The following is a 23593-nucleotide window of genomic DNA, read 5'->3' as shown; positions in this document are numbered from 1 at the left end:
AATCTTCGATCCTGCCAAGGGGTACCCATGACCGAATTTCCACACGTGACCGACTTCAACTCTTTCGATGTGTTCGGCGCATTCGAGGACGCGGCCGGCAAGGCACGTAATGAGACAAAAGATATCTACTCGGTGCTCCGGCGCTATCGAAAAAATAGCCCGGTCTACGCGGGTGACATACTTACGGAAGAATTCGAGACGTTCTCCATAGCCGGTATCGCCGCGTCGACGGTCGGCAAGTCCGTGGTATCGGTGTTCGGCTACGACGAAGTCGCGGCCGTACTGAAAGACCCGGCCGTCTTCTCCTCCGAGGTGTATCTCCCCACCCTCGGGCAATTGCATGGACGCAGCTTCATGATGATGGACCCACCGGATCATACGTTCTACCGCGGCCTGGTGAAGGACGCGTTCGGACGGCGCATCGCCGAAACGATGCGCGGAGAAATCGTGGAACCTGCGATCTCCAAGCTGCTCGACAAGCTGATCGCCGCCGGCTCGGCAGACCTTGTGAAAGATTTTGCCCTGATCTTTCCGGTCGAAGTTCTGCACCATTTCCTCGGCCTTCGCCCGGAGAATGCGGACGAGTTTCTCAAGCTCGGGGTGTCCTCGCTGCTGTTCGGCACTCACCCCGAGATCGCGATGGCCGGTGCCGTGCGCCTGCACGATCTCCTGCGTGAGGAGGTGGACGAGCGGCGCGCAGGCAAATACAGCCGGCCTGGGTTGATGCAGGACCTGGTGGACATCGAGGTCGACGGCCGTCGCTTGACCTCCGAGGAAATCACCCCCTACTTCGGAACCCTGCTGGCGGCAGGCGCCGAAACTGCGATGCGCGGAACACTGAACACGATGGTGGCGCTTCTCACCCATCCCGATCAGCGGGCCGCAGTCGCCGCGAACCGAAACCTGTTGCCCAAGGCCGTCGAAGAGACACTCAGGTGGGAGGGGCCGATTGTCGCGGTCTTCCGTCAAGCGAAAGCGGATACTTCGATTGCAGGCATCGATGTGCCGGCGGGTACGGGTGTGGTTGCGTGGGTCGGCTCAGCGAACCACGACGACGATGTATTCACCGACCCCGAAACGTTCGATCTGGCAAGAAATGGACGACCCCACATCGGTTTCGGGTATGGCCCGCACCTGTGCATAGGACTCCATGTGGCGCGGGTCGAGATCGCCGCGGCCGTCGGCATGATCCTGGATCGTGCACCGGATATCCGGCTCGACCCGTCGTTCGCCGCGCCGGAAATACTCGGACATAGTTTCCGCTCTCCAGCAGAGCTGCGGGTGCTCTTCTAGCTTCGAATCCGCAGGCTTCATGAAATCCCCATAGCTTGCGGTTCCAGTACGTGGAAAGGATAGCGATCGATGACTGCAACGGTGCCGTCGGTCGCCGGACAATCGCCGCCCGGGCTCGACGCATCATCGGTCGGCGAACCGGAAGAGCTCCGCCCGGGCGGCGGGTCAGGCCCCCTGAAGTATCTGCGCGAAGCGCCGATCCGTTCACTGGCAACTATCGGTAGATCCGCCGAACTCACCGCGGCGGTGGTGCGATACCTGGTCGTCGACGGCGTGCGGTTGCGGCTGCCGCTGTACGCAATCCTGGATCAGACATGGAATCTGCTGAAGGTCACGGCCTTGCCGGCGCTGTTGATGGCGATTCCGATCGGCGCCGAGGTCGCGGTCGAGGTGGGCGGCATTATGAATCAGGTCGGGGCGAACTCCCTGGCCGGCGCCGCGAGCGGTCTGGGCGTAGTCGGACAGGGCGCGCCGATGGCAGCCGGGATGCTGATGAGTGGCGCAGCAGCCTCGGCGATCGCCTCGGATCTGGGCGCGCGCTCGATCCGCGAGGAGATCGATGCGATGCGGGTGATGGGCGTGGATCCGGTGCAGCGATTGGTGATGCCGCGGTTCCTGGCGATGATCGCGATCGCGCCGGTGCTCTGCGCGGTCATCATCGCGGCCGGTGTGTCAGCGGGCCTGGTCATCTCGACGACGGTCAACCATGTTGTGCCGGGCAGCTTCTGGCAGACGTTCGGAGCCTTCGCTACGCCCACCGACGTGGTCTTCGCGGTAGTCAAGTCGTTGCTGTTCGCTGCGATCGTCGTGCTGGTGGCGAGTCTGCGCGGCCTGGAAGCGAAGGGCGGACCGAAGGGCGTCGCCGACGCGGTCAATGCGTCCGTGGTGCTCAGCGTGTTCTGCATCTTCATGACGAACCTGCTGGTCAGTCAGCTTCAGCAGATGTTCTTCCCGGCGCATCTGGCGTGATCATGAACGGATTGTCGAGGGTGTTCGCAATTTCCCCGAGATCGGTAGTCGTCCGTCCCGCGCGGTCGATCGGACGCAGAGTGTCCGAGGGGCTGGGCGAGATCGGGCAGATCGTCGTATTCTGCGCCAAGACGCTGTATCTGCTACCGAAGACCGTGCGGCACTACCGCAGGGCGACGGTCAAGACCATGAACCAGATGGCTTGGGGCAGTGGGTCGTTGATCGTGGACGGCGGCGTAGTGAGCCTGATGTTCTTCTTGGGCGTCGCGGTTGGCGCGGTGGTCGCGATCGAGTCGTTCACCGCGCTGAATCTGCTGGGCTTCGGAGCGATGAGCGGGATCATCGGATCGTTCGGGAACCTGCGGGTGATCGCGCCGATCATCACCGGGGTCGGATTCGCCGCACAGGCGGGTTGCCGGATGACCGCGGAGATCGGCGCAATGCGCATCTCCGAGGAGATCGATGCCACCGAATCCATGGGCCTGCAAGCGATTCCGTTCGTGGTCGGCACCCGGCTGATCGGTGGCATGCTGGTGGTCCTGCCCGGATATCTGATGGCTCTGGTGGTAAGTTTCATCACCGGCAGCCTTGTGGTGAAGATATTCTTCGCCCAGCCGGCGGGTACCTACGATCACTACTTCCGGATGTTCCTGAGTCCGGAGGATCTGCTCGCCTCCATTGTCAAAGTGCTGGTCTTCTGCACGGCCATCACGCTCATCCATTGTTACTACGGGTATTTCGCCTCCGGCGGGCCAGCTGGTGTGGGCGCAGCGTCCGGTCGAGCTATTCGCGCGAGTCTCGTCACTCTTGTTGTGCTCAATTTCGTGATGACAGTGGCTCTGTGGGGATTGAGCCCGGTCCTGATCTTCAAAGGATAGGAATGAGCAAATTCAGAAGTCAGGACTTCCTTCGAGGCACGGGTGCGCGCCAAACCAGGGTCCTGAACATGACCGCGATCGGCGTCATCGTGGCCGTCGTCATCGTGGTCGTCGCCTACAAATGGGTGTATCCGCGGTTCGAGACTTCGGACACGCTGGACCTGGCTGTTGACGTACCGGCTGTGGCGCCGGGCATACATACCGGCACCAAGGTCATTCTGCGTGGTCAGGAGGTCGGCGAGGTCGAGGGGCTGACCCGTCACCAGGACAACTCGGTGCGGATGAACCTGTCGCTGCGGCCGGGCAATATCACGGGGCTGACCGACGCATTCGATCTGGATTTCCGGCCGGAGAACTACTTCGGCGTCTCGGCGGTGAATCTCGTGGGCAAGGCCGGCGGCGGACCCCTGAGTTCCGGACGGGTTCTGGACCGGAGGCCATCGGGTGACTTCACCATGTCGACGATGATCGAGAAGGGCTCGCTCGTGGTCAACGGCACGCTGACCGACCCGATGATCCAGACCCTCGACAAGATCGTTCGCTATACCGATGGTCTCACGCCGATGATCCAGACCGGTATCGTGCTCGCCGATCGCATCGCCCAAACGCAGCAGGCGATGCCGAGTGTCCTTCTCGCGGACATGAATCGGACCTTGGAAGTGCTGCCCGGATTCGGTCAGCAGGCCATCGACGCGCTGTACAACATGTACGACAACCAGACGCAGCGAGATACGTGGGGCCTCTCACCCGAGGATCGGGACGCGTGGTGGTCCGAATTGAACGAAGGTCTGAATCTGATCCTGGGCGGGTTGTTCGACGCTTCCGGGAACTTGTTGAAGAGCCATCCGGGCGAACTCACTCCACTGACGCAAACGGTGACGGCGCTGACCAGCGCCGTGCCGAATCTCCTCGACGGCGGTGCGGCGGCGTCGAAGCTCTCCCGGCTCGTGGAGCAATACGGTAAGGCATACTCCGGCCCGCCAGGGGAGAAGACGCTGAACATGCGGGTCATCCTCGACGATCTGCCGTCGTTCGCCACGCCGCTGGCGCTCACCGGAACTCCGCCCGCGTCGCAGCCGGGAGGCCCACGATGAAGTCCACCCGCATGGTCACCAGAGTGGTGCAGCTGTCCATCGTCGCAGTCGTGACCGCGCTGCTGTTCATCATTACGATCAATGCCATCCGCAATCCGGTCTCGGACGCAACTGCCTCGTACACAGCCGATTTCACCGATGTCTCTGGTTTGCACGTTGATGGTGACGTGCGCATCAAGGGCGTTCTCGTCGGCAAGGTGAAGTCGATCGATCTGGTCCGGCAGAACGGGCAGAGTATCGCGAAGGTCGGTCTGGCCCTGACGCGGCCGCATCGACTGACCGATAAAACGGTGCTCGCCGTCAAGTACCAGAATCTCACCGGTATCCGCTATCTCGATATGAGCGAGCCGGACGGTCCCGGTGCGCCGACCGATCATCTGACGACCGCGATGACCAAGCCGTCGTTCGACATCACCCAGTTGTTCAACGGCCTTCAGCCGGTGCTGAATACGATGAGCACCGACGAAGTGAACAGGTTCACCCAGAACGCCATCTCCATGCTGCAGGGCGATGGCAACGGCCTCGCGCCGATCATGGACAGCGTGCAGAAACTGGGTGACTATGCGCGCGACCGCGAGCAGGTCATTTCGATTCTCACCACGAACCTGAATCGGATGTCCCAGACGATGGGCGGTAAGTCCCCGGATCTCATCAATTTCCTGCAGTCCATGAGTATTCCGGTCGGCCGAACCCTGACGGTGCTGGACGAGTTCACCAAGGCCGACGCCTTCGGCCCCGCGTTCACCCGGCCGATCGACAGGATGCTCGTCGATCTCGGACTGAATCCCGAGCTGGACGTCGACAGCTTCCTGCACTCGGCATTTTCTTCGATCCCTGCCGCAGCCGATGCCCTGCGCCTGCTGCCGAATGCGTTCGCGGGACTGCAACTACCCGCGCTCCAGAACAGTTCGGGCGCGGTGAAATGCAGCAACGGGATCGCAGTACTTCCGACGGATGTGCAGATCCTGCTGAATGGCAGTGAGGTCACGGTATGCAACGCGCACTGAGTGAACTGACGGCTCGTCTGCGGTCCAGAGCGGTGTCCGTGCTGCGCAGGATCGGCGGCAACAAAACACTGCTGGGTCTCACGGTGGTCGCAGTCGCGATCATGGTACTGGTCGCGGCTACCGCTTTATACCTGTATCCATTGGGACGCAAGACGATTGCGTTCGAGACGACCGACGCGTCCGCGCTCGCCGCGGGTGAGGAGGTTCGGGTTGCCGGCATCAGCGTCGGTAAGGTCGCGAGATTGTCGATCCAGCCCGACACTGTGCGAGTTGATCTTGACATCAAGGGCGATGTGTTCGTCGGCTCGAATTCCACGGTGGACGTACGGATGCTGACTCCGGTGGGCGGGTACGCGGTCACGCTGATCCCGTCCGGCAGCGCGCCGCTTGACAAGGACGCCGTCATCCCGCCTGAACGGGTCACCGTCCCCTATTCGATCGCCGATGTCCTGCAGGCCGCACCGCACGTGACCGACAAGGTCGACGGCGGCACGGTTCAAGCGAATATCGATCAGGTCGCCGATGCGTTGCAACACAATGCGCCCTCGGTCAAGTCGTTGATCGACGGCCTCAACAGCATTGCGACCGTGATGGATCACCAGCGTGACCAGGTCCGCACGATCATGGACACGGCCGCGGAATACATGCAAACGTTCAATCGGAGCCGCGACTTCATTTTCGAGTTGCTGCGTCAGGTGGAAATCCTCACCACCAGGTACAACATCACCAAAGCCGGGTTCGACCAGGCTTATACGGATCTCGGTGACATCATCGGTCGCGTCGAGCCTTTCATGAAGTTCTATCTCAACCACTCGGACGAGATCTTCGCTGCGATCACCAAGACACGGGACGCTATCGGCGAATTTCAGAAGACAATGGGGCCGGCGCTGGACCGGATGACCGACCTGCGGGTGCAGTTGCAGCAATGGCTCGGGCCCGACGGTCTGACGGCGATCGGCGGCGGCACACTGCTGGCCTCCGACATCTGCATCCCGACGCCGGGACGGACGTGCTGACATGATCAAGAAACCCAATAGGGCAATCGCGGCGATGGCGGTCACAGCAGTTGTCGCTGCGGCGTGTGGGATCGCCTACATATCCATGTCCCACATCACGTCCGGCGGCGGCTCGGGGTTCTGTGCGGAGATGCCCGACGCGGTCGGGCTGTACACCGGAAACCCGGTCACTCAAATGGGTGTGAAGGTCGGCAAGGTGACCAGTATCGTTCCGGAGTCGGATCATGTCGAAGTCACCTTCTCCCTGGACGAGGGACGCAAATATCCCGCGAACGTGAAAGCGGTGACCCGGTCGAAATCGCTGCTGGCCGATCGCAGCGTGGAACTTGTCGGCAACTACAAATCGGGTCCTCAGCTCGCGTCCGGTAAATGTATCGCGCTCGGCGATAGTTCTACGCCGAAGAGCATCTCGCAGATCACGGGATCGGCAGCTGATTTCATCGAGGCCATAGCGCCCGAGGACGGTGGGCAAGGACTGCGGCGGGCGTTGGAAGGCATGGACACCGCGTTGAACGGCAACGGGAACGACGCACAGGCAATGATGCGGCATGCGGCCGCGGCGATGGACAGCCCGGACCAACTGATCTCCGACATCGGTGCCACGATCATGAACATGGCGCCGCTGAGTGAGGAGGCGCTGCAGCGGTGGTCCGCCATTCGGTCCATACTCGATCAGGCTCCGGACGTGGTGAACGCCGCCACGTATGACCTGTTGCCGGGCGTGATCGAATTATGCGAGGGCGTCGGCTATACCGGCAAGACCCTCTACGACGTGCAACGTCGCTACGGCGATCAGATCTGGCCGTTCGTGCACGGCAATGTCACCGACGTGATCCACCTGGCGGCCACTCGCTCGAAGGACATTGCCGGACTCCTGTCGGTGATTCCCTCGATCACGGCGGCGATCCAGCAGCAGACCCAGGACGCGAACGGGATGACTGTCACGTATCAGCAGCCGATCGTCGAAACAGGTGCCGGCGCCGCGCCCACGATGCCCTTGCTGGATCTCGTGCTGGGGAAGGCAGAGCGATGAAGACTTTCGGACGACTCGTCCCAAGAGTTGCCGCCGCCCTGTTTTGCGGTGCGGTGACCGCCGCGTGTTCCCTCGGCCCCAAGGATATTCCGAGCTTCCAGTCCAGTTCCGGTGGTGCGGACATCGTGCTGCACTTCGCGAGTGTGATGAACCTGCCCGACGGGGCGACGGTGACGATGGACGGTCTGCCGATCGGCAAGGTCGCCAGGGTGGACCTGGGCGCCTCGGATGTCGCCGTGACGGTCACGCTGTCGCCGGGTGTGCGTGTTCCTTCGAACGTGAAGGCCACGATCCGGCAGGACACCATTCTCGGCGACACCTACATCGGGCTGGATCGCAGTGCGGCCCAGGGGGACACGCGGTACCTGCCGACGGGCGGGAGTGTCCCGGTCGGTGACACCACCTCGCCCCCGCAACTGGAGGACACGCTGGCCGTGCTCGCCTACTTCGTCAACGGCGGCAGTATTCAGAAGATCGAGGACGCGATGTCGCGCCTGAACACCGTCATGCCGGCCGTGAGCGAGATCCGCAAGCTGTCCACGGTCATCACCGGCGATCTGCACGACCTGTCGCAGAACACCGGCGAAATCGACCGCACACTGGCCGGATTCGATCGCACCTCGAGCGTCGTCGCGGACAATTCCGCCACGCTGAATCGGGTACTGCTGAACGACTGGGCATTGCAGTACTGGAACTACTCCGCGCGTGTGATGTACGGCGCGGTCGGAAAAGGACTCCCATCGATCGGCAGTCTCTTCGTCGGCGGCAGCTGGATGGTCCCGATGCTGAATTCGCTCTCGGAGACAACGCACGAGGGCCGAGGCATCTGGGATACGGCCCCCAGCGCGGCCGGAAACATGGCAACGTTCCTGCGGACCGTGGTTCTGCCGTTCGCGCAGCACCCGTCGGTGAACATTCGGTCCGTGCAGGCAGCCAACGGTGATCAACTGGTCGGTGATATCGAGAACGTGCTGCGCATGTTGGGGGCCGTGCGATGATCAACCGCACTGTCGCGTCGGTGTTGGGCATGGCCCTGATCGCCGGTGGCTCCTTCGGTTACATGTACGAGATCGGCATGCCGGCGGACGCGCTGCACGATCTGGACACCGTCAAAATGTCACTGCCCGATACCAACGGCGTCGTCGTCGGGTCTCCGGTGTTGTTGCGCGGCGTGCACATCGGCGATGTGTCGAGGGTCGTCTCGTCCGCCGACAGGATCGAGGTCGAGTGGAAATTCGACAAGAAATATCGGGTACCGCTGGACAGCACTTATCGGGTGGATAACCTCTCGGCGCTCGGGGAGACCTATATCGCGGTCACACCGGCCACCGAAAAGGGGCCGTATCTGGCCGACCACTCGGTCATCGACACCGGCAAGGTGGTCGTGCCGACGACGATCAAGGAACTGTCCGCGCGCCTGACCAGACTGCTCGAACAGCTGGATCCAGACCGGATCGGGGCGATCTTCCACGAAATGGATGTCGCCCTGCCGCAGGATGCGCAGGTGCTGGACGATCTGAACCGGGCGGGCAGGTTGCTGGCCTCGATGATCACCACGCAATCGGGCGCGTTCACCAAGCTGCTGAACGCCATTCAGCCGATGCTGCAGGACAGTTCCTGGATCGGCCCCGATCTGAGCGGCGCCGGTCCGGTTGTCCCGACAATGGGCAGATCCTTCAGCGACCTGTGGGACCTCTTCGCGCTTCTCAAGAACTGGCAGCCGATTGTTGCGGCCAACAGGGACGGAACGGTCCCTTTCGTATCCGAAGTCCAGAAATTCGCGGATGAGAATGCTGCGGATTTGCAAACGCTGGGGATGGATCTGCTACCGGCCGCGCAGAACGGGGCCGCGGCGCTGAAGACGATCGACATCGGGCGATTACTGGACGAGGCGCTCGCGGCGGCTGATTCGGAAGACGGCGTCACCGTCCATGTCCGGACTCCGGGGAGGTGAGGCCATCCTGAGCGACCTGATCGAGAACTGTTGCGGGGGCAAATATTTTCGGAAACGGATTGGAACACATGACAGCCCAGACGTCCATAACCACGAACAGCAGCGAGAACAAAGACACTGTGAAGGATCCTGCGGCCGAAGAAGTCGTCGAAACTTTCGGTGGTGCAGGCGAATCCGATAAAAGGAAAATCGGTGCGAAGAAGCGGTCGGCACGGATCGACGCGATGGTCGCGCAGGGAAATAGGATCGCGGGCTCATCGATCCGGCTCAAGACCCTGATGATTTCGGCCGTCGTCGTCGTCCTGGTCGCTGTGGTGGCGGTGCTCGGGTGGCAGGTCCATGCCAAGTCGAGCGACCTGGCCGCGGTGAATCAGCAGTCCCAGGATCGGTCGCACGCCGAGCAGGTCGCGCTCGACTACGCCACCGGCGCAGCGGAAATGGACTTCCACGACCTCTCCGCGTGGCGAGGCCGGTTGACCAAGGGAACCACCCCGGAGTTGTCCAACCGGCTCACCCAGGCGGCGACCTCGATGGAGCAGATCATCTCACCGCTGCAATGGACTTCGACGGCCAAGCCGATCGCCGCGAAGGTGCGCTCCGAGACCAACGGCGCGTACTCGGTGGATTGCTTCGTCAACGTGCTCACCAAGAACAGCCAGGCGCCGGATGGCATCAACTCGACCGCAACCTACCGGCTGACCATCGACGGCGCGCACAACTGGAATATCACCGATATCGCGGGAATCGACTCGGTGTTCGCCTCGAAGTAGGAGGTTCATCGGCGCACTGTCTCCGCACCCCGAGCAGATCGAGGGCGACTGGCGAACTATCCAGTGACGCTGAGGTCCTCGAAGAATTGCGCGGCTTCGGCGAAACGCTTGCGCAGCAACGTTGGATAGGTCGTGTAATCGGTATCGCCCTGCGCCGCGCGTTCCCGCGCCACGGTATGGGCGATTGCGAAACCCATAGCCGACCACAGTGCTGGGCGAGGATCGGACGCAACGTCTGTCCCCAGACACTCGGCCAGGACTTGGGCGACATCTTTCTCCCAGGTTCGCGCCTGGTCGTAATAGGCATTGAGCAGCCGCGGTGTGGAAAAGATCAGCGACAGAACCCGATGTTCCAGGGTGCCTTCCATCGAGGGGGGCGTCGCGGCGATGAAGGCTTCGCACAATGCGTCGCTGGGGGACACGGTGGGGCGCTGTCGGCGCAGCATCTCGTGCACGGCCGGGGCGGTTTCATCGATCCAGTCGAGCGCGACGGCTTCCTTCGTGGGGAAGTACCGGTAGAACGTCCGCTCCGATACCCCGGCTCGGTCAGCGATCTCGGCGATGCTGGCTTCGTGATAACCCTGGGCCAGGAACACGTCGATGGCCACGGTGCGCAGTTCCGCGCGCACCGCGGCCTTCTGCCGCTCCCGTCGAGTCGTGCGGACGGCCACGGCACCTCCTGTGATCAGCTTGGCGACGAGCCTACGATCGGGTTCCGCGTCGTCGTACGGCACTGTCGATTCGGGTCTTCCGGCCGGGGACGATGCTCCCCGGCCAGGAGAAGGCTCAGAGGGCGGCGGCGCCGAGCCGCCCGATTCCTTCTGTGAGAGCGGGCAGGACGGCGCGGAAGCCCAGCGGGTCATCGGTCGGGGCGAAATGGCCCAGGTTTTCCAGCTCCTGGTAGACCACGCCCGGGAACCGCTTCGCGACGGCGGACCCGCCGTGCTCGGCATCGGTGGCGACGGGATCGTATTCGCCGGCCAGCACGTACACAGGGTTGCGGTCGGTGTCGATGACGACGTCGCCGCGGGTGAGATTGTGGCCGGTCAGGAAGTAGTCGTTGTCTCCCGCGTAGACACCGGGAAAGTTCGATCGGTAGATCCAGTACAGTTCGCGGCGGTAGGGCTCCGGGGCGAGCGGCGAGGTCGCTCCGAAATTACCGGTCGCGTACAACTCGGTGGATACGCGGTTGTCGCGGCACAGATCATTGAACCCGGCGATGTACGGGTCACCGTCCAGCGCGTTGTCGAGGGTGCCGTTCAGGGCGAAGAACGCCCCGAACCGCTCACCGCGGTACGCCGCGAGGTCGAGGGCGAGCTGGCCGCCGACCGAGCACCCCATGAACGAGGGGCGTTCGAGCTCGAGTGCATCGGAGAAGGCCTCGACGAAGTCCATCAGCCACTCGCGGGTGGGTCGATACGCCTGCTGCCACCAGCGCTGCGCTGTCGGCGGGAGCGAGCGTCCGTGAAACGGCAGATCGTAGGCGATCATCCGGAAGCGCGACTGGAACTCGGGGTCGGCCAGCTGATGCCGCCATTGGCGACCGTCCGCGCCCGCTGTGTGCTGCAGCAGCACAACCTGGTCGCCGGTGCCGGCCTCCTCGTAGTAGGTGCGGTATCGCACCCCGTCCACGGTCACATACACGTAGCGGCCGACCGCCATATCCGTCTCTTCGAACAGGGTCTCACCGCCGGCCGGGAGCGCGTTCTCGGTGGCTCCGCTCAGCTGCCGGAGCAGCTCATAAACGCGCGATGTCGCCCCGGCGTAGGGAGCCACAGCGGAGAACAGGTCACCGGCGACGGTCACACCACGCGAGGCGGCCAGCTGCGCAGCCTCGGTCCCGGGGACGGGCTTGGATAGCGCGGCGTCGGCGAGCACGGCTGCCGGGACGGTGAGAGTCAGCTCTGCCTCGCCCGAGACGGGGCCCACGCCCGTGATCATCCCGTGGTCCACGACCACATCGGCCTGCACTTCGTCGACGACGATCCGATACCGGCCATGGAAGCCGTTGAGCTTGTAACGCAGCTCGGCGTCGGATGTGAGGGCGTCGCGGAGCCTCTCGACGGAGAACTCGGTCATGGGGGTCCCTTTCTGTGGACATCGTCGTCTGGCGTCGCCGTGCGGCGCGTGTTCGAGAGCGTAAGTCAATCTGACAGTTAATGACAAGAGTGTCTTCCGATGGTCTGGATTTGTTCAAGGTTGATCGATCAATCTGCCGCATGAGCTGGTATCTCAACGCGGTATTTCCGGCAAATCATGTATTGACAGTCACTGACGCGAAGATACACTTTGGACGTGTTGCGACCCATTTCCGGACGAAGGAGTCCCCAGTGACAAGCACACAGCAGCCCGTGGAGATCGACCTCGATCTGCATGTCCCGATTGCCACGGCCGATCTCTACGAAGTACTCAACAAGCTGGTCGCCGAGACTCCGATCGCCTGGAACCGGGCGCATGGCGGCTACTGGGTCGTGGCGGGTTACGAAGAAGTCCGCGAGGTCTATTCCGACTGGGAGCGCTTCTCTTCGACGCACGACGATGTGCCGGGCGATCCGTTCGCCGACCGGACCACCGGCCGCGAGACACGAAGCCGCCGAACAGGTTTCTCCATCCCGGAGGCGCCCTCGCGTTTCGTCCCGACCGAGGCTGATCCACCGCTGCACACCGAGGTTCGCGCGTTGGAGGCGCCGTTCTTCACGCCGAAGGCCGTGCGCGGTTACGAGGCCGAGATCCGGCGTCATACGGTGGAATCGCTCGATGCGGTGGCCGCGCTGGGTGAGCTCGATTTCGCGCAGTTCGTCGCGTCGGTCAGCACGAAGATGGCCTGCCGGCTCCTGGGCGTGGACACGGCGTCCTGGGCGGATTTCGCGGCCACCGTGCACGCCATCGGCCTGACGGGCTTCGGTTCGCCGGACTTTCCGCTGGAGCGCTTCCGGGCCACGCAGGAAAAGATCTTTCAGCTCTGTGCTGAGCGGAAGGAAGATCCCCGCGACGATGTCGCCAGCGCGCTGATGCGCGGCTCGATCCTCGGTCAGCCTGTCACCGCGCTCGAGGCGCAGACGGTTCTCAACGGCCTGACCTTCGGTTCCACCGACACCACCAACACCACGATGCTGCATATCCTGCAGTACCTCGCCGCCCATCCGGAACTACGCGAACAGCTCCGGGCCGACCTGTCGCTGGTGCCCAAGGCAGTGGAGGAGTTCCTGCGGCTGTTCACACCCGGCGTCGGCGCCGCCCGCACCGTGACACGCGACCTGGACTTCCACGGATTCGCCTTCCAGGAAGGTCAGCGTGTCTTCATGGCCAACAGCGCCGCCAACCGCGATCCGCGTAAGTTCCCGAACCCGCTGGAATTCGACATGGATCGGGACAACGTGAAGGACCACCTCGCCTTCGGCACCGGTAACCACCGTTGCCTCGGTGCGCCCGTCGCCCGGCTGGAGATGCGGATCATGCTCGAGGAGATCCTGCGCCGGATCCCGGACTTCGCCATCGATCCGGCCAAGGTGGTCGAGTACCCGACCAAGACCGGGGTGATCGGCTACGACACGGTGCCCGCCACCTTCGAGCCCTTCGACACCACGGTTCCGGCCGAGGCCCGGCCGTAGACCATCAGTTTCCGTTCGACCGCGCCGCCGGGGATGCGGCGCCGACAAGATAGCGAGCCTTTCCATGCCCACCATCACCTTCACGTCCTCGACGGGCGAGAAGCAAGAAATCGTCGCCACGGTCGGCGAATCCGTCATGCAGACCGCCGTTCGCAACGGGATTCGGGAAATCGTCGGTGACTGTGGCGGTGTCCTGTCCTGCGCGACGTGTCACGTCTTTGTGGACAGTGCCGACGCGGACCGCTTGCCCGAGGTCTCCGAGATGGAAGACGCCATGCTCGACGGCACCGCTGTCGACCGCACCGAGAACTCCCGATTGGCTTGTCAGCTCGAGGTTTCCGAGGGCCTCGGCGATCTCCACGTGACCACTCCCGAATGCCAAGAGTGAGTGGCCCGGACATGACCGCACACCATGGGACGTTGATCATCGGCGCATCGCAGGCCGGTGTGCAGCTCGCCTGCTCCCTGCGCGATATGGACTATGACGAGCCCGTCACCCTCGTGGGAGCCGATCGCCGACTGCCTTACCAGCGGCCGCCGCTGTCGAAAGCCCTCCTGGCCGGCACCGTCGAACCGGCATCGCTGGAATTGCGTAGCGCGGATTTCTTCGCCGCCCGGAAAATCGACGTGCGGCCGGGCGAACGGGTCGTTGCCGTGGACCCCGCAACGCGTGTGGCAGTCACCGATTCCGGCGCGGTGCTACCGTACGGGCGGCTGGCGCTCACCACCGGCGCCCGGACGCGCGACTTGTCGATTCCGGGCAGCCGGCTGCGTGGAATCTACGGGCTCCGGGACGTCGACGATGCGCTGGCCCTGCGCGAGCGCCTCGGCGGCGCCGAGCGTCTTGTGGTGATCGGCGGCGGGTTCATCGGTCTGGAGGTCGCTGCGACCGCGCGTCGGCGTGGCCTGGACGTCACGGTGGTGACCCAGGACGACCGTCTGATGGGACGCGCCGTGGGTAGGGCCACCAGCGAGTTCTTCCGCGGCGCGCACACTCGTCGTGGTACCGATCTGCGTTTCGGCACCACACCCATCGAATTCCTCGACGACGGCAACGGCCGGGTACAGGCCGTGGTGCTGAGCGACGAGACGGTACTGCGGGCCGACGTGGTGGTGGTCGGGATCGGCGTGATGCCCGATGTCGAACTGGCCGCCGCGCTGGGCTTGAAGGTGGACAACGGCATCGTCGTGGACGAGTTCGGCGTTGCCTCGGACAGGAGTACGGTCGCGGCCGGAGACTGCGCCTGCTATCCGTGCCCGGTGCCGAATGGAACCGGCCATATGCGCTTCGAGTCGGTGAACACCGCCATCGAACAGGCGAAGAGTGCCGCATCGAGCATTGTGGGTTCTCCTCGCCCCTACCGTGCCACCCCCTGGTTCTGGTCCGATCAGTTCGATCTGAAGTTGCAGGTAGCAGGCCTGGTGGACGGTTACGACCAGACGGTTGTGCGCGGCGACCCCGCCGCGGAGCAGTTCTCCGTGCTGTACTACCGGCAGGGGCGGCTCATCGCCGGGGAGTGTGTCAACAGCGCTCGCGACTTCATGGCTGTGAAGTCCGCACTGGCCGCGGGGAGATCCGCCCCACCCGAGTTGGTCGCCGACTCTTCTGTTCCGTTGAAATCGCTGCTCGCAGGTGTCGTGCCCACCCCGGTGGCCGCGCGATGAGCGGGGTGGCTCCCGCGCGGGCGGCCGCGGCGTCCGCTCTTCCCGCGCACACCGGTGAGTTGTTCGTCGGCGGAACCTGGGTTGCGGCCGAAGGAGGGCGGACGTCGGCTGTCGACAACCCTGCCACCGGCGGATTTCTGGCCGATGTCGCCGACGCGAGCGTCGCGGACGGCATTGCGGCGGTCGACGCCGCAGTCGCGGCGTCGGAAGGATGGGCGGCCACTCCGGCCAGAGACCGGGCAGAGCTGTTGCGTCGCGCGTTCGATCTGCTGACCGAGCGCCGCGAACGCTTCGCCACCCTCATCACGCTCGAAATGGGCAAGCCGCTGGCCGAAGCTCGCGCCGAGGTGACCTACGCGGCGGAGTTCCTGCGCTGGTTCGCGGAAGAGGCGCCCCGGATCAGCGGCCGCTACGGCCCCAATCCGGAGGGCACCGGCACAGTCGTTGTCGGTCACCGTCCGGTGGGTCCGTGCTTGCTCATCACACCGTGGAATTTCCCGCTGGCCATGGCCACCCGCAAGATCGGCCCCGCACTCGCGGCCGGCTGCACCGTGGTGATCAAACCTGCGGAACAGACCCCGTTGACCACCCTGCTGTTCGCCGAGCTATTGGTCGAGGTGGGCCTGCCCGCAGGCGTGGTCAATGTGGTCACCACCGGCTCGGCTGCCGCCGTCTGCGCGCAAATCATGGCGGACCCGCGGCTGCGCAAGGTCAGTTTCACCGGGTCGACGCAGGTCGGCCGGATACTCATCGCCCAGGCCGCGCAGAATGTCCTGCGAACCTCGATGGAACTCGGCGGTAACGCCCCGTTCCTCGTTTTCGACGACGCCGACCTGGACGCGGCCGTCGACGGGGCGATGCAGGCCAAGTTCCGCAACATCGGTCAAGCGTGCATCGCCGCGAACCGGTTCCTCGTTCATCGCGCGGTGGCCGGTGAGTTCACCGAGCGCGTGGTCGAGCGGGTCGGCGCGATGATCATGGGTGACGGGCTCACCGACGGTGTCACCATCGGGCCGCTGATCGACGACCGTGCATGTGCTCGCGTGCACCGGCTGGTCACCGATGCTGTTGACCGCGGCGCCGAGGTACTGCTTGGCGGGCACGAGGTCTCCGGGCCGGGTTCGTTCTACGAGCCGACTGTGCTGGGTGAGGTGCCGGCGGGCAGTGCCGTGCTCAGTGAGGAGATATTCGGGCCGGTCCTGGCCGTGGTGCCGTTCGACACCGAGGACGAGGCCGTCGCGCTCGCCAACGACACCGAATTCGGATTGGCCAGCTATGCCTTCACCACGGATCTGTCGCGCGCGCATCGGCTGATCGACCGGCTGGAAACCGGATTGACCGGCATCAACACCGGAGCCGTATCCAATGCCGCAGCACCCTTCGGCGGGATCAAACAATCAGGGTTCGGTCGAGAGGGCGGAATCGAGGGAATCCACGAGTACCTCTCGGTCAAGTACAGCCTGATCTCGCGATGAGCGCATGCCCGACGTTTTCGAGGAGCACAATATGACCACTTCTCCCCAGACTCCGCCTTTCGCGGACCCCGGCGCTCGGTGGCCCGACGCCGTGACCGACGAGGGGATGGCCAGGATTCGCACGGCCCGCGAACGTGCGGTCGGCTGGTTGACCGATCACGTCGCCGCCGACGGCACCCCCGCAGGCGCCGAGCTCGGCATCGGCTGGTGGCGCGGTCCCTGGGCGCTGGCTCTCGGGGGCGCTCCGGACGCCGCGTCGGCCCTGCTGGGATGGGCAGAACGCACCGCACTGACCGATGAGGGGGACTTGCGTGAAGGACCGTACGGCGGCGGGCCGAGCAGTCCGGTCTATTTTCTGTCCGCGCTGGCGATCGGTGGATGGCTACTGGGTAGGTACGACCTGGCCGGCGTGATCAACCGCCGGTTGGACTACTTCACCGATCCGGTCTCCGGCGGCGCCTACGAGCATCGCGATTTCGCAACCGACCCGCAGCAGGACGTACTCAAGACCGGTCAGCTGGGGATCTCGTCGCTCGTCTGCGGTCGTCGCGAACACTCCGAGCGGATCTACAAGTGGCTACGGCGGCAATGGGAGGCGCAACCCGAGCCCGGTCGTCTGTACAGCAGCTGGCGCGGCGACGGGATCGTCACCGACGTCTCCGGCATGCAGCGGTGGCTCTACATCGCCGACTACAGCAAGGAGCGTCAGACCTATTTCAATCCTGGCATCGCCGCCGCATTCCTCGCCGGCTACGCGCAGCAGACGCAGGATCGCGCTGCCCTGGATCTCGCGCGCTCGTATCTGTCCCTCAATGTCGAGGGAACCCCCGCGCAGTTCGCCGACCCGGGGCAGGTGCAGATCTGCAAATTCGGCTGGGGAGCGGCGAGCGTGCTCGCTGCGGACCCGGCCTCGGGAATGTTGCCCTGGACGGTCCGGATGGGCGAGTGGTTCGTCCGGCGCCAAGCCGCCGACGGATCGTGGGCACCGTCGTCATTCTTGGTCGCGCAGCCGACCGTGGTCGACCTGTTCCAGAAGACCTCGGAACATTTGATGGAGCTGATCTATATCGAGATCGCTCTGCAGGCATCGGCGGCCCCTCGGGGTTGACCCGTACCGGACGGCTCCTGGCGCCTACAAGTAGCGGACGGGCCGCAAGCACAGCGACTCGGCGGCGCCCCTGGCTTCAGGGAGCGCCGCCGAGTCGATCGCGTTTCACAGGTCCGAGCGGCCGATCGAGAAAGGCACTACGACCGGTCCGGGGCGGGCCATGGCCAGCCCCGGCTGCGGTGCGCTTCCGCGGGTGAGCGCGAAGGCGCCGTCGTCGCAGAGATGCGCCTTGCGTCCCCCACGGCCTTCACCGAATGCCTACAGAGGCAGTTCCATGGGCATACGCACCTGCTTGAAAGCAAGGAGGTGCTCCACGTTCTCGATGCCGCCCTCGCGGCCGAGACCGGACTTCTTGTAGCCGCCGAACGGCTGAACCAGGCATGCGCCGAAGTTGTTGATCGCGACATTGCCGGCTTCCAGCCGCGGCGCCAGTTTCATGGCGGCTTCCGTATCGGTGGTGAAGATACCGGCGGCCAAGCCGAACTCTGTCTGATTGGCAATCGCTACCGCCTCGTCGAGGTCGGTGTAGGTCTGCACGGTGATGACCGGACCGAAGACCTCTTCCCGCACGACCCGCATATCGGGCGTGACATCGGTTATCAAGGTGGGCTCGACGAAGTAGCCGTGCGGAAGATCGGGCCGCTTGCCGCCGGTGAGAATCGTCGCGCCCTCGGTGCGAGCACTGTCGATGAAACCTTCGACGGTGGCGCGGTGACCGGCATTGATCAGTGGCCCGATGACGGTGTCCGGATGGTCGGGATCGCCGATGGGCAGCGCCCGGAAGGTCGCAACCAGCGCGCCGATCCATTCGTCTTTGCGCGTGGCGGGAACCAGCAGTCGTGAGTAGGTGGTGCAGACCTGTCCGGACTGGGCGAGCGATCCGGCAACGACCAGCTGTGCCCCCTGCGCCGGATCCAGGTCGTCGAGGAAGATCGCGGCGGATTTGCCGCCGAGTTCCAGCGTCACATCGGTGATGTTGTCCGCCGCCGAATGCATGATCGTCCGGCCGGAGGCGGTGCTCCCGGTGAAGGCGACGTGGGCGAATTCGGGACGGCCGGCGATATCGCCGAGGGAACCGCGCCGCCCGGGCAGGATACTGACCATGCCCTCGGGGATGCCGGCTTCGGCCAGCACCTCGGCGAGGATGAACGTTACCGTCGGATCCTCGGTCGGGGCTTTGACGACGACCGGGCATCCGGCCAGGAGCGCCGGGGCGAGTTTGACCGCGGCCAAGGCCAACGGGGCGTTCCACGGAACGATGGCCAGCACCGGGCCTACCGGTTCGCGCCGAATGAGGTTGCGCTCGCCGCCGTTCTCCCGCCACTCCTCGGCCACCAGGTGCTCGGCGAACTTCGTGTGCTCGGCGAAGACGTTCGCGGCCTGGGCGGCGATGAACGTCCCGAAAGCCCGGACCCCGCCGAAGTCCTGTGTGTAGGTGGTGAGCACCTGATCGCTGCGGGCGACGAGGCCCTCGGCGACCTTGCCGAGCACGGCACCGCGCTCGACGAAAGACATTTTCTGCCAAGGGTTGTCGTGTACAGCTGCGACTGCGGCGGCGATGGCCGCGTCGGTGTCGGCCGCATTGGCCTCCGGAACGGTTCCGATCACCTTTTCGGTATAGGGATTGACGATCTCGATCGTTCCGCGCGATGCGGATGAGGTCCATCGCCCACCGATGTAGAGCTCGGTGCGGGTGAAGATGTCGTTCGAGGTGGCGAGGTTCTGGGTCATATCTGCTCCGATGTGTGGTGTGGGTGCGCCGATCGGGACCGCGTGGCCGGCGTAGGGATCGGGGGCACCGGAAATCAGCGGAATTCCGCGTTACCGGTGGCGGTCCCCCCGGGGGGATGAATTTTGCGAAGCCGGTGCGACGACTCAGTAGCAGGGTGGGCAACTGGTACCGTTGCCGGCGTTGTATGGCAGGAAGCCGAATTCTCCTGGCACACAAGGATAAGAAGTCATACCGGACTCGATTCGGTGCCCACGATCGGGTATCGATGATTCGGGGTCAGTTGTCCCATTCGACGGGGATGACAGAGGGATTGCGGAAGGTTGTTCCTTCGACCTCGAGCGGGGGATGGCCCGCCGCAATGCGCAACCCGGGTAGACGGTCCAACAGGGCGTTCATGGCGAGGGCGATCTCGGTCCGGGCGACGTGCATGCCGATGCACGCGTGCGCGCCGAAGCCGAAGCCCAGATGGCCGCGCGACTTCCGGCCGATATCGAATCGATGCGGATCCTCATGGCGCGCGGGGTCCCGGTTGGCGGCCGCGATACACAGATTGATACCGGAACCCGCGGGAATGTCGACGCCGTCGATCTCGATATCCCGGGTGGTGATGCGGTAATTGAACTGAGTTGGAGATTCCCACCGGATCGCTTCCTCGATCGCCTGCGCCAACAGGCCGCGGTCCTCGCGGAGCCGATCGAGTTGCGCGGTGTCGTTGAGCAACCCGACCAGCAGTGAACCGAGGCCCCGGGTGGTTGTCTCGCCGCCGGCGACGAGTAGCACCCGGAGGAAGGCGAGCAGTTCCTCATGGGTAAGCGGGTGTTCGCCGTCCACTCGTGCATTGAGCAGAACGTCCACCGTGGTGTTCGCCGGATCCCGGCGGCGTTCCTCGATGACCTCGCTCAACAGCTCACACAGTCGCTCCGATGCCGCCGCACCGATCTCGGGGCGCGTCTTCGCCAGTCCGAGCCCGACCGCGAGCCGCTGGAACTCGTCGAACTGTTCCGGTGCCAGCCCGATGATGTCGTGGATGACGCGGATCGGCAACTGCAACGCGTACTCACGCATGAGTTCCGCCGAACCACGACCGGAGAACCGGGCGAACAGGTGCTCGACCACAGGATCGACGATGTCGTCGCGCCAGTGCCCGAGCTGCTTCTTGTTGAATGCCTCCAACAGCAGCTTGCGCAACCGGGTGTGCTCCGGCGGGTCGAAGGTGATGAGGCTGTTGCCCTGGACCTTGCCGATGGTCTCTTGCATGATCGTCGACGAGAAGACCTCGGGGTGGCGATACGCCGTCGTGCACGCCTCGTGTGTGAGGAAGGTGAACACTTTCCGGTCGCCCGCGCCCCGGTTCGCCATCGAGTACGGCAGTTTGAAAATGTCCTGGAGGACGTCCCCCCGGTACACCGCGCGCTCGGCGCGTAGCTCGTCGTACACGGGGTGCGGATCGGAAACGGCTGAGTCGGGCGTTTTGAGCGCGTGTTCGTACTCGGCATCCAGATCGACATCCGCGAACGCTTCCCAGGCCGTGCCCGTGGGTTGTTCAGTGCTGGTCATTACCGTGCCTAACTACCAGTGATGTGATTCACAAGAAGGTACTATAAGGGCACTCTTTATGGAAGATTTTTGGGAATTCTTCAACTGAATCGCTGGATAGCGCCGTGTAGGTGTACTCAATACTTGATTGATGTGCCTGTTCTACGCGCCCGTTCTGCCGATCCGGGCGGCGTCACGCACGGCTGCGGTCTCGGCGGGCGAGGGTCACTTCGCCGCCCGCGTGATCAGCACTCCGTTCGGGTCGACTTAGTCGATGGGAAAGCCATCGCCCTCGGCGGCGCACTTTCACTGAACCCGCACGGCGGCCAGTTGTCGGCGGGCCGGCTGCACGGGCACGGGTTTATCCGCGAGGGTCGCCGTCGTCACGAACGGTGGCCGCGTGCCGTCCGGGGCGCTACTGCTCCGACGCGCGTAAACGGTTGCAAAGCAATATCTCGACAACGTTTCATCAGGAGTGGTAATGCGTGTGAAGCACAAGATCGTCGTCGTGACCGGCGCGGCCGGAAGCTGAAACCGCGCCCTACACCGTGGAAAATGATCGCTGCCAGTTCGCGAGACACCATTCGATCGGCCGCCCGCACGAGAAAGCCCTCGCGGGAGCTCGAAGGCGCGGTGCCGGGGCTTTCGGACCCTCCCGCGCGGGAGGGTCCGAAAGAGCCGATGTTCAGCCGTGCGCGGCTTTGAGCAGATCCTCGATGGTGGTGAATTTGACCCGCGGCCGGCCGCCGGACTTGCCGGCGCTCTTCTCGGCCGCGTCGATGGCCTTCCAGCCGTCGCGGCCGACGGCGTCGGGCTGACGCTGCGCGAGCAGGGCCTCGAGCGCGGCCCGATCTCCCTGCGGCGCAGCCAGTTTGCCGGAGGTGAAGTCCTCGAGCAGCTGTTCCACGGTTTCGGTGGCATCGACGCGGTTGGAACCGATCACGCCACGCGGGCCGCGTTTGATCCAGCCCGAAACATAGACACCGGTGACGTGGACGCCGTCGGCGACGACGCGGCCGTACTCGTTGGGCACGATCCCGGCGCGCTCGTCGAACGGCAGATCCGCGATCGGCACACCGCGATAGCCGATGGAGCGCAACACTATCGACGCCGGCAGAGTCTCGCGGCGATCCGAGGCCTGCGCCACCACGCGCCCGTCCTCGGAGATCAGTTCGTTGTGCACGAACTCGAGCTCCTCGACGTGACCCGCACCGCGGATCTCGGTCGGTGAGGCCAGATAGCGGAACACGATGCGCTTGTTGTCCGGATTCGGGGCCTTGGCCGCGTATTCGCGGGCCAGTTCGTACTTCAGCCGCAGCGACGGCTCGATATCCGGGTCGTCGAGCAACGCCTGGCTCGCCGGATCCAACTCCAGCTCGGCGGGGTCGATGATCACATCGACACCCTTCAGATGCCCCAGCGCGAGGAATTCCGCCGACGTGTAGGCCGCCTGCAGCGGGCCACGCCGGCCCAGCACCACGACCTCACGGATATTGCTCGAGCGCAGCGCGTCCAGGGCGTGGTCGGCGATATCGGTGGTCGCCAGCTCGTCGGACGACAGCGTCAGTACGCGGGCGACGTCGAGGGCGACGTTGCCGTTACCCACGATCACCACGCGCTCACCGGACAGATCGAAGCTGCGCTCGGCGTAGTCGGGGTGGCCGTTGTACCAGGCCACGAACTCGGTCGCCGAGCGGCTTCCGGGCAGATCCTCACCGGGCACGTCCAGGCGGCGGTCGGTGGAGGCGCCCACGGCGTAGATCACCGCGTGGTGATGGGCCTGTAGTTCCTCGTGCGAGATGTGTTTACCCACCTCGACATTGAGCCGGTACTGCAGGGTGTCGCGACGGAACGCGCTTTCGAACATGCTCGACACCGACTTGGTGCCCGGATGATCCGGAGCCACACCGGCGCGCACCAGACCCCACGGGGTGGGCAGCCGGTCGAACATCTCCACCTCGACATCGGCGCGGCGCAGCAACTCGTCGGCGGCGTAGCAGGCCGCGGGCCCGGCGCCGACGATCGCCACCCGCAGCGTGCCCAGCTCCTTGGGCGGGCGCGCCGGGGTCACCAGCGGGTCGAAATTCGACTCCAGCGGGTGCCGCTGGAAGTAGGCGGCGTTGATATCGCGGAAACGAGCCAGCGACGCGGTCAGATCGTCCTCGGAGAAGATGGCCTCCACCGGGCAGGCATCTACACACGCACCACAGTCGATACAGGTGTCGGGGTCGATGTACAGCTGCTCGGTCGTCGCGAACTCGGGTTGCCCCGGAGTGGGACGAATGCAATCGACCGGGCACTCGGGAACGCAGCTGGCGTCGTTGCAGCAACGCTGGGTGATCACGTAGGCCATATCTCGCAGATCCTCGAAACTTCTCAAAAGTTCGGCACCCGGGTCGGGGCGGAACGTACGTAATGTCAGGAAGTGCAGCCCGATCCGTGGGCTGCGTTG

At 64.4% G+C, this 23593-nt stretch carries 20 protein-coding genes and 1 pseudogene; 16 read left to right on the top strand and 5 right to left on the bottom strand.

Features of this window, described 5'->3' with window-relative positions; all coding sequences use genetic code 11:
* The first annotated feature begins 27 nt into the window (after positions 1-27).
* The 10 genes from NA5_RS14970 to NA5_RS14925 all read left to right on the top strand — a co-directional run bounded on the left by NA5_RS14970 (position 28) and on the right by NA5_RS14925 (position 10014).
* Positions 28-1293: a cytochrome P450 gene (locus NA5_RS14970; RefSeq protein ID WP_062986208.1), complete on the top strand. Its 1266-nt coding sequence runs from the start codon at positions 28-30 to the stop codon at positions 1291-1293.
* 69 nt (positions 1294-1362) lie between these two features.
* Entirely contained in the window at positions 1363-2262 is a 900-nt protein-coding gene (locus NA5_RS14965) for an MlaE family ABC transporter permease (RefSeq protein ID WP_062986206.1), read from the top strand.
* A gap of 2 nt (positions 2263-2264) precedes the next feature.
* Entirely contained in the window at positions 2265-3140 is an 876-nt protein-coding gene (locus NA5_RS14960; protein ID WP_062986204.1) for an MlaE family ABC transporter permease, read from the top strand.
* 2 nt (positions 3141-3142) lie between these two features.
* Positions 3143-4234, top strand: coding sequence for an MlaD family protein (locus NA5_RS14955; RefSeq protein WP_062986202.1), 1092 nt, complete (start codon positions 3143-3145; stop codon positions 4232-4234).
* Positions 4231-5241 carry an MlaD family protein gene (locus tag NA5_RS14950; RefSeq protein WP_062986200.1) on the top strand — a complete coding sequence of 337 codons (1011 nt, stop codon included), beginning with the start codon at positions 4231-4233 and terminating at the stop codon, positions 5239-5241. The genes NA5_RS14955 and NA5_RS14950 overlap by 4 nt, the downstream gene beginning before the upstream one ends.
* Positions 5226-6257 carry an MlaD family protein gene (locus NA5_RS14945; protein ID WP_062986198.1) on the top strand — a complete coding sequence of 344 codons (1032 nt, stop codon included), beginning with the start codon at positions 5226-5228 and terminating at the stop codon, positions 6255-6257. Before NA5_RS14950 ends, NA5_RS14945 begins: the two co-directional genes overlap by 16 nt.
* A 1-nt stretch (position 6258) precedes the next feature.
* A complete protein-coding gene (locus NA5_RS14940; RefSeq protein ID WP_062986197.1) occupies positions 6259-7290 on the top strand; it encodes an MlaD family protein in 1032 nt (343 codons plus the stop codon).
* A complete protein-coding gene (locus NA5_RS14935; protein ID WP_062986196.1) occupies positions 7287-8288 on the top strand; it encodes an MlaD family protein in 1002 nt (333 codons plus the stop codon). Before NA5_RS14940 ends, NA5_RS14935 begins: the two co-directional genes overlap by 4 nt.
* The gene (locus tag NA5_RS14930) at positions 8285-9244 is read left to right on the top strand and encodes an MlaD family protein (protein WP_062986194.1); all 960 of its coding nucleotides are present in this window, start codon (positions 8285-8287) and stop codon (positions 9242-9244) included. The genes NA5_RS14935 and NA5_RS14930 overlap by 4 nt, the downstream gene beginning before the upstream one ends.
* 68 nt (positions 9245-9312) lie before the next feature.
* The gene (locus tag NA5_RS14925) at positions 9313-10014 is read left to right on the top strand and encodes a hypothetical protein (RefSeq protein ID WP_062986192.1); all 702 of its coding nucleotides are present in this window, start codon (positions 9313-9315) and stop codon (positions 10012-10014) included.
* A 56-nt stretch (positions 10015-10070) separates the two neighbouring features.
* Here the strand turns inward: NA5_RS14925 and NA5_RS41305 are convergent, their stop codons facing one another.
* A complete protein-coding gene (locus tag NA5_RS41305; protein ID WP_169811306.1) occupies positions 10071-10643 on the bottom strand; it encodes a TetR family transcriptional regulator in 573 nt (190 codons plus the stop codon).
* Positions 10644-10800: 157 nt separating this feature from the next.
* The gene (locus NA5_RS14915) at positions 10801-12093 is read right to left on the bottom strand and encodes an alpha/beta fold hydrolase (RefSeq protein WP_084484147.1); all 1293 of its coding nucleotides are present in this window, start codon (positions 12091-12093) and stop codon (positions 10801-10803) included.
* Positions 12094-12182: 89 nt separating this feature from the next.
* On the opposite strand from NA5_RS14915, the gene NA5_RS14910 reads away from it, so the two are divergent.
* The 5 genes from NA5_RS14910 to NA5_RS14890 all read left to right on the top strand — a co-directional run bounded on the left by NA5_RS14910 (position 12183) and on the right by NA5_RS14890 (position 17873).
* Positions 12183-13625, top strand: coding sequence for a cytochrome P450 (locus NA5_RS14910; RefSeq protein WP_218020099.1), 1443 nt, complete (start codon positions 12183-12185; stop codon positions 13623-13625).
* Positions 13626-13689: 64 nt separating this feature from the next.
* Positions 13690-14013 carry a 2Fe-2S iron-sulfur cluster-binding protein gene (locus NA5_RS14905; RefSeq protein WP_062986186.1) on the top strand — a complete coding sequence of 108 codons (324 nt, stop codon included), beginning with the start codon at positions 13690-13692 and terminating at the stop codon, positions 14011-14013.
* Between the two features lie 11 nt (positions 14014-14024).
* Positions 14025-15290: an NAD(P)/FAD-dependent oxidoreductase gene (locus NA5_RS14900; RefSeq protein ID WP_084484145.1), complete on the top strand. Its 1266-nt coding sequence runs from the start codon at positions 14025-14027 to the stop codon at positions 15288-15290.
* On the top strand, positions 15287-16765 hold the full coding sequence (locus NA5_RS14895) for an NAD-dependent succinate-semialdehyde dehydrogenase (protein ID WP_084484144.1): 1479 nt from the start codon (positions 15287-15289) through the stop codon (positions 16763-16765). Before NA5_RS14900 ends, NA5_RS14895 begins: the two co-directional genes overlap by 4 nt.
* A gap of 31 nt (positions 16766-16796) precedes the next feature.
* A complete protein-coding gene (locus NA5_RS14890; RefSeq protein ID WP_157110424.1) occupies positions 16797-17873 on the top strand; it encodes a hypothetical protein in 1077 nt (358 codons plus the stop codon).
* Between the two features lie 258 nt (positions 17874-18131).
* Here NA5_RS14890 and NA5_RS14885 read toward each other — a convergent pair whose 3' ends face one another.
* Both NA5_RS14885 and NA5_RS14880 read right to left on the bottom strand, forming a co-directional pair.
* Positions 18132-19604 (bottom strand): aldehyde dehydrogenase family protein, encoded by a 1473-nt coding sequence (locus NA5_RS14885; protein WP_062986180.1) that lies wholly within the window; start codon positions 19602-19604, stop codon positions 18132-18134.
* A gap of 277 nt (positions 19605-19881) precedes the next feature.
* A complete protein-coding gene (locus NA5_RS14880) occupies positions 19882-21162 on the bottom strand; it encodes a cytochrome P450 (RefSeq protein ID WP_062986177.1) in 1281 nt (426 codons plus the stop codon).
* Positions 21163-21417: 255 nt separating this feature from the next.
* Here NA5_RS14880 and NA5_RS42200 point away from each other — a divergent pair.
* Positions 21418-21577 (top strand): annotated as a pseudogene (locus tag NA5_RS42200) (thiolase C-terminal domain-containing protein); the annotation flags it as partial.
* Positions 21578-21826: 249 nt separating this feature from the next.
* On the opposite strand, the gene NA5_RS14875 reads toward NA5_RS42200, so the two are convergent.
* A complete protein-coding gene (locus tag NA5_RS14875) occupies positions 21827-23494 on the bottom strand; it encodes an FAD-dependent oxidoreductase (protein WP_062986175.1) in 1668 nt (555 codons plus the stop codon).
* Between the last annotated feature and the right edge of the window lie 99 nt (positions 23495-23593).

The sequence above is a fragment of the Nocardia anaemiae NBRC 100462 genome (assembly GCF_001612725.1).
Lineage (GTDB): Bacteria > Actinomycetota > Actinomycetes > Mycobacteriales > Mycobacteriaceae > Nocardia > Nocardia anaemiae.
Note: the sequence above shows the minus strand (reverse complement) of the source record. Positions and strands in the feature narration are given on the sequence as shown.

What these genes read in the sequence shown, in the direction of transcription:
- NA5_RS14940 (WP_062986197.1), top strand. Translation starts at nt 6,259, where the DNA reads ATGATCAAGAAACCCAATAGGGCAATCGCGGCGATGGCGGTCACAGCA.
- NA5_RS14935 (WP_062986196.1), top strand. Translation starts at nt 7,287, where the DNA reads ATGAAGACTTTCGGACGACTCGTCCCAAGAGTTGCCGCCGCCCTGTTT.
- NA5_RS14905 (WP_062986186.1), top strand. Translation starts at nt 13,690, where the DNA reads ATGCCCACCATCACCTTCACGTCCTCGACGGGCGAGAAGCAAGAAATC.
- NA5_RS14875 (WP_062986175.1), bottom strand. Translation starts at nt 23,494, where the DNA reads ATGGCCTACGTGATCACCCAGCGTTGCTGCAACGACGCCAGCTGCGTT.
- NA5_RS14960 (WP_062986204.1), top strand. Translation starts at nt 2,265, where the DNA reads ATGAACGGATTGTCGAGGGTGTTCGCAATTTCCCCGAGATCGGTAGTC.
- NA5_RS14945 (WP_062986198.1), top strand. Translation starts at nt 5,226, where the DNA reads ATGCAACGCGCACTGAGTGAACTGACGGCTCGTCTGCGGTCCAGAGCG.
- NA5_RS14890 (WP_157110424.1), top strand. Translation starts at nt 16,797, where the DNA reads ATGACCACTTCTCCCCAGACTCCGCCTTTCGCGGACCCCGGCGCTCGG.
- NA5_RS14885 (WP_062986180.1), bottom strand. Translation starts at nt 19,604, where the DNA reads ATGACCCAGAACCTCGCCACCTCGAACGACATCTTCACCCGCACCGAG.
- NA5_RS14930 (WP_062986194.1), top strand. Translation starts at nt 8,285, where the DNA reads ATGATCAACCGCACTGTCGCGTCGGTGTTGGGCATGGCCCTGATCGCC.
- NA5_RS14970 (WP_062986208.1), top strand. Translation starts at nt 28, where the DNA reads ATGACCGAATTTCCACACGTGACCGACTTCAACTCTTTCGATGTGTTC.
- NA5_RS14895 (WP_084484144.1), top strand. Translation starts at nt 15,287, where the DNA reads ATGAGCGGGGTGGCTCCCGCGCGGGCGGCCGCGGCGTCCGCTCTTCCC.
- NA5_RS14955 (WP_062986202.1), top strand. Translation starts at nt 3,143, where the DNA reads ATGAGCAAATTCAGAAGTCAGGACTTCCTTCGAGGCACGGGTGCGCGC.
- NA5_RS14900 (WP_084484145.1), top strand. Translation starts at nt 14,025, where the DNA reads ATGACCGCACACCATGGGACGTTGATCATCGGCGCATCGCAGGCCGGT.
- NA5_RS14925 (WP_062986192.1), top strand. Translation starts at nt 9,313, where the DNA reads ATGACAGCCCAGACGTCCATAACCACGAACAGCAGCGAGAACAAAGAC.
- NA5_RS14915 (WP_084484147.1), bottom strand. Translation starts at nt 12,093, where the DNA reads ATGACCGAGTTCTCCGTCGAGAGGCTCCGCGACGCCCTCACATCCGAC.
- NA5_RS14880 (WP_062986177.1), bottom strand. Translation starts at nt 21,162, where the DNA reads ATGACCAGCACTGAACAACCCACGGGCACGGCCTGGGAAGCGTTCGCG.
- NA5_RS14950 (WP_062986200.1), top strand. Translation starts at nt 4,231, where the DNA reads ATGAAGTCCACCCGCATGGTCACCAGAGTGGTGCAGCTGTCCATCGTC.
- NA5_RS14965 (WP_062986206.1), top strand. Translation starts at nt 1,363, where the DNA reads ATGACTGCAACGGTGCCGTCGGTCGCCGGACAATCGCCGCCCGGGCTC.